Origin of the sequence: Flavobacterium sp. UBA4854 (assembly GCF_002399805.1) — a bacterium.
Lineage (GTDB): Bacteria > Bacteroidota > Bacteroidia > Flavobacteriales > Flavobacteriaceae > Flavobacterium > Flavobacterium ginsengisoli.
Window position 1 is genome coordinate 1 of the sequence record NZ_DHEI01000027.1, and the last position, 4,815, is coordinate 4,815.

Below are 4,815 nucleotides of genomic sequence, written 5' to 3' on the forward strand. Positions count from 1 at the left end.
ATGAAATACAATATAGATACCATAGCTCCAGAAAGTAAATTTTTATTTTTCTGGGGACACCAACCAAGTAAAGACGGAAAAATTCTCAAAACCTGTTTCAGCCAATGGTGGTTGAGTTCTTTTAAAGTTGATAAAATAACTTATAAAACTGCCGAACATTGGATGATGGCCAAGAAAGCGGAATTATTCAACGATCAAGAAATTTTAGAAAAAATTCTTAAAGCTGATTCTCCTGCCGAAGCTAAAAAATTGGGTAGAGAAGTTAAAAATTATGTTGATACAGTTTGGTTAGAAAACCGATACGAAATTGTAAAACAAGGAAACTATCACAAATTCAGTCAAAACGCCGATTTGAAAACGTTCTTATTGAATACTAAAGAACGAGTTATTGTAGAAGCAAGTCCAGTTGATCCAATTTGGGGAATCGGAATGGCAGAAGATCACAAAGATGTTCTAAAACCAGAAGCTTGGAAAGGATTGAATCTTTTAGGTTTTGCTTTGATGGAAGTTAGGGATGAATTGAGATAAATCGAAATGCTAAAGATGTTCCGCTAGGAACATTTGGTCGGTAGAAAAAAAATATCGATTAATCGAATTTACGTTCCGTAGGAACGTTTGATTAAAATAAATTGTAAAAATGAAAGACATACAATATATAAAAGGTGATGCGACATCTCCTGAAGGAACAGAAAATAAGATAATCGTTCACGTTTGCAATGATATTGGCGGATGGGGAAAAGGGTTTGTAATGGCAATTTCAAAAAGATGGAAAACACCAGAAAAGCAATATCGTGAATGGTTTAAATCTAAAAATGATTTTGAATTAGGGAAAGTGCAGTTTGTTCAAGTTGAAGAAGATTTATGGGTTGCAAACTTAATAGGGCAACACAAAATCAATAAAGATGAAAACGGTGGAGCTCCAATTCGATACCAAGCGATTGAAGAAGGATTAGAAGCAGTTTCTGATTTTGCAAAAACAAACAATGCATCAGTTCATATGCCTAGAATTGGATGTGGATTAGCTGGTGGAAAATGGGAAATGATTGAACCAATTATTCTTAAAACTCTTTCTAGTCAGGATATAAAAGTCGTGGTTTATGATTTTTAAATAGATAGCAAAAGTATCATGAAAATTGAATTGTTAAAAGCAGATATAACAGAAATTCAAGTTGATGCAATCGTAAATGCAGCTAATACTTCTTTGCTTGGAGGTGGTGGCGTTGATGGTGCAATTCATCGAAAAGGAGGAAAAGCAATTTTAGACGAATGTGTTCAAATTAGAAATAAGCAGGGAGGATGCAAAACAGGTGAAGCAGTAATTACAGCTGCAGGAAATCTGCCTTCTAAATATGTTATTCATACTGTTGGGCCAGTTTGGAATGGCGACAAAGAAGAAAAATCAAAATTGCTAGCAGATTGTTACCAGAACAGCTTGAATCTTGCTGTTGAAAACGGAATCAAAACAATTGCTTTTCCAAATATCAGTACAGGGATTTATCACTTTCCAAAAGATAAAGCCGCAGAAATCGCAGTAAGAACTGTAAAAGATTTCGATAAATCAAATGAAATAGAAAAGGTAATATTTGTCTGTTTCGATGATGAAAATTACAAGATTTATAAAGACCTTTTGTAAATGTTCCGCAGGAATATTTCGTTGGTAAAAGAAAACACTAACATGAATGAAAATATAGCTAAAAGCGTCAGCAAGTTTTTGAGTCTGGTGCTTAGACATTCGCCAGAAAAAATCGGATTAAAATTAGACGAAAATGGATGGGCGGATGTAGAAGAATTAATTATAAAATGTAATAAAAAAGGACAACGTCTAGACGCAGAACTTTTAGATTACGTTGTAGAAAATAATGATAAAAAGCGTTTCGCTTACAATGAAAATAAAACCAAAATCCGTGCAAGTCAGGGACATTCCATTTCGGTTGAATTAAATCTGGCAGAAACAGAGCCTTTGGAATATTTGTACCACGGAACTGTCGGAAAATTTATGGAAAACATTCGTGTAGAAGGTTTGAAAAAAATGAGTCGCCAACACGTGCATTTAAGCAAAGACAAAGAAACGGCAACAAAAGTTGGAAGTAGAAGAGGAGTGCCACAAATTTTAACCGTTAGAAGCGGCGCGATGCATAGAGACGGATTTAAATTTTATTTATCTGAAAACAATGTTTGGTTGACAGATGAGGTTCCGGCAAAATATATCGAGTTTACATCGTAATAAACAAATTGCTTCAGACATAAAATTTTCCAAGAAACAATTTTAATAATTCCTAAATACGTAATCATGTTGAATATTATTAATGAAGAAAAGGAAATTTACACGATCGATAATTTTCTTACTGTCGAAGAGTGTAATGAGTTAATAGAGAGAAGCGAACAAATGGGCTTTGAAGAAGCTGAAGTAAATGTTGATGGCGCGCAAAAAATGATGAAAATGGTACGTAATAACGAACGTATCATGTATCAGGATGATGAATATGCCTCTTTATTATGGCAGAAACTGGAACCATATGTTAGAGCAGAAGTTGGAAACAGTACAGCTATTGGATTAAATGAAATGTTTAGGTTTTATAAGTATAATCCAAGTCAACGTTTTAAAATGCATATTGACGGAAGTTATAAACGTAATGAATTAGAATCTAGCTATTATACATTTCTTATTTATCTGAATGATGGTTATGAAGGCGGAGAAACGAAATTTGCTACGGGTGAAATTATTGAACCCAAAACAGGATCAGCTCTTATTTTTGAACATAAACAGCGTCATGAAGGGGCATCTTTGATTTCGGGAATAAAATATGTTTTAAGAACTGATATTATGTATAAAAGTAAAGACAGTATTTAATTAATGAAAAGAACACTAGTTTTTGGAGATATTCATGGAGGATTAAAAGCTCTTGTTCAGTTATTGGACCGAGTTACAGTAACTGAAAATGATCGATTAATTTTCTTAGGAGATTATGTCGACGGTTGGAGCGAATCTGCACAGGTAATTGATTTCCTTATCGGTTTATCTCAAAAACACGAATGTATTTTTGTAAAAGGAAATCACGATGCTTGGTGTCAAGAATGGTTGATGAACGATGTTATAAATGATATCTGGTTTCTTCATGGAGGAAAATCGACTATAGAAAGTTATCAAAGTATCAGTCTTTCGGAAAGACAGAAACATCAGGAATTCTTTAATCAAATGAAAGATTATTTCGTAGATGAAAACAACAATCTTTTTATTCACGCTGGATTTTCATCGATGCACGGACCAGAAAAAGAGCATTACCAAACCAATTTTTCGTGGGATAGAACGTTATGGGAAATGGCACTGACAATGGACAAGCGAATAAAAAAAGATTCACTTTCATATCCAAAACGATTACTGCTTTTTAATGAAATCTATATTGGCCATACGCCAACGCTTCATTACGATGTAGAAATTCCAATGCAAGGTTGCAATGTTTGGAATATTGACACAGGAGCAGGTTTTTATGGAAAATTGACCTGTATTGAGGTTGAAACAAAAGAATTCTGGCAGAGCGATGTAGTACAGACATTTTATCCAGATGAAAAAGGAAGAAATAAATAAAATGAAAAATAAAATAGAATCTGGTTTATTTGGTTTGGCTGTTGGCGATGCTTTGGGAGTTCCTGTTGAGTTTCAATCTCGAGCTTATTTAAAAGAGAATCCAGTTACTGAAATGTTTGGTTTTGGAACGCATCATCAGCCAATAGGAACTTGGAGCGATGATAGTTCACTTGCCTTTTGTCTAGCCGAAAGTTTATGTTCAGGTTATGATTTAAATGATATCGCAAGAAATTTTGTAAAATGGTATTCTGCAGAATTGTGGACACCACATGGAAAAGTTTTTGATATTGGAATCGCGACGAGAAATGCAATTCTAAATATTGCAAAAGGACATCAGCCGGATTTATGTGGCGGATTTTCTGAAAGCGATAACGGTAATGGTTCCTTAATGCGTATTTTGCCACTGGTTTTTTATCTTCAAAAAGAAAATAATATTGAAGTTATTTATCAAAAAGTTAAAGAAGTTTCATCAATAACACACGCGCATTTTAGATCTGTATTGGCTTGTTTTATTTACGTGGTTTATTGTTTGGAAATTTTAAAAGATAAAGATAAATTCGAAGCTTATAAAAATATGCAACTTGTTCTTTCTGAATTTCTGAAAGATAAAAGTTTTAACCCTATAGAAATTGCATTGTTTGATAGAATTCTGAAAAATGATATCTCAGAATACAAGGAAAACGAAGTTCATTCTTCGGGTTATGTGCTTCATAGTTTAGAAGCGAGCATTTGGTGTTTTTTAAATTCAGATTCATATAAAGAAACTGTTTTAAAAGCAGTCAATTTAGGACAAGATACAGACACGACAGGTGCAATTGCAGGAGGAGTCGCGGGAATGTACTATGGAATCGAGAATATTCCACAAAAATGGATTGACAATTTAGCAAGAGTAAATGATATAAAAGATTTAGCAGAACGCTTATCAAATAAAATATAAATAATTTATATATGAACCCACTACTATTAACTGACGGTTACAAAGTTGACCACAGAAGACAATACCCAGACGGAACCACAATTGTGTACTCTAACTGGACACCAAGAAAATCAAGAATTGAAACCGTTGATGAAGTAATTTTTTTCGGATTACAATATTTCATTAAAAAATATATTATTCATGATTTCGAAGAAGAGTTCTTCAAAAAACCAAAAGAAGAAGTAATCAAAAAATATTCTCGAAGAATCAATAATTATTTGGGCGAAAATTTGGTTGGAACTAAACATATAGA

The 4,815-nt window shown here is 33.3% G+C and carries 8 protein-coding genes; all 8 read left to right on the forward strand.

The genetic code is table 11. From position 1 onward, the window contains the following. Nucleotides 1–528, forward strand: a 528-nt coding sequence (locus tag B3J44_RS02970; RefSeq protein WP_198855291.1) for an NADAR family protein, incomplete at its 5' end; no start/stop codon positions are given. A gap of 109 nt (nucleotides 529–637) precedes the next feature. Further along, nucleotides 638–1,108: a macro domain-containing protein gene (locus B3J44_RS02975; protein WP_198855292.1), complete on the forward strand. Its 471-nt coding sequence runs from the start codon at nucleotides 638–640 to the stop codon at nucleotides 1,106–1,108. 18 nt (nucleotides 1,109–1,126) lie between these two features. Further along, nucleotides 1,127–1,633 (forward strand): O-acetyl-ADP-ribose deacetylase, encoded by a 507-nt coding sequence (locus B3J44_RS02980; protein ID WP_286965680.1) that lies wholly within the window; start codon nucleotides 1,127–1,129, stop codon nucleotides 1,631–1,633. A gap of 42 nt (nucleotides 1,634–1,675) precedes the next feature. Continuing rightward, nucleotides 1,676–2,224, forward strand: a complete 549-nt coding sequence (locus B3J44_RS02985) for an RNA 2'-phosphotransferase (protein WP_286965681.1) — start codon at nucleotides 1,676–1,678, stop codon at nucleotides 2,222–2,224. 66 nt (nucleotides 2,225–2,290) lie between these two features. Then, nucleotides 2,291–2,851 (forward strand): prolyl hydroxylase family protein, encoded by a 561-nt coding sequence (locus B3J44_RS02990; RefSeq protein ID WP_286965684.1) that lies wholly within the window; start codon nucleotides 2,291–2,293, stop codon nucleotides 2,849–2,851. 3 nt (nucleotides 2,852–2,854) lie between these two features. Next, nucleotides 2,855–3,586: a metallophosphoesterase family protein gene (locus B3J44_RS02995; RefSeq protein ID WP_286965686.1), complete on the forward strand. Its 732-nt coding sequence runs from the start codon at nucleotides 2,855–2,857 to the stop codon at nucleotides 3,584–3,586. Between the two features lies 1 nt (nucleotide 3,587). After that, the gene (locus B3J44_RS03000; RefSeq protein ID WP_286965689.1) at nucleotides 3,588–4,523 is read left to right on the forward strand and encodes an ADP-ribosylglycohydrolase family protein; all 936 of its coding nucleotides are present in this window, start codon (nucleotides 3,588–3,590) and stop codon (nucleotides 4,521–4,523) included. A gap of 11 nt (nucleotides 4,524–4,534) precedes the next feature. After that, nucleotides 4,535–4,815, forward strand: a 281-nt coding sequence (locus tag B3J44_RS03005) for a nicotinamide phosphoribosyltransferase domain-containing protein (protein WP_286965690.1), incomplete at its 3' end; no start/stop codon positions are given.

Coding starts and splice junctions, on each gene's coding strand:
- B3J44_RS02975 (WP_198855292.1), top strand. CDS start 638: ATGAAAGACATACAATATATAAAAGGTGATGCGACATCTCCTGAAGGA.
- B3J44_RS02980 (WP_286965680.1), top strand. CDS start 1,127: ATGAAAATTGAATTGTTAAAAGCAGATATAACAGAAATTCAAGTTGAT.
- B3J44_RS02985 (WP_286965681.1), top strand. CDS start 1,676: ATGAATGAAAATATAGCTAAAAGCGTCAGCAAGTTTTTGAGTCTGGTG.
- B3J44_RS02990 (WP_286965684.1), top strand. CDS start 2,291: ATGTTGAATATTATTAATGAAGAAAAGGAAATTTACACGATCGATAAT.
- B3J44_RS02995 (WP_286965686.1), top strand. CDS start 2,855: ATGAAAAGAACACTAGTTTTTGGAGATATTCATGGAGGATTAAAAGCT.
- B3J44_RS03000 (WP_286965689.1), top strand. CDS start 3,588: ATGAAAAATAAAATAGAATCTGGTTTATTTGGTTTGGCTGTTGGCGAT.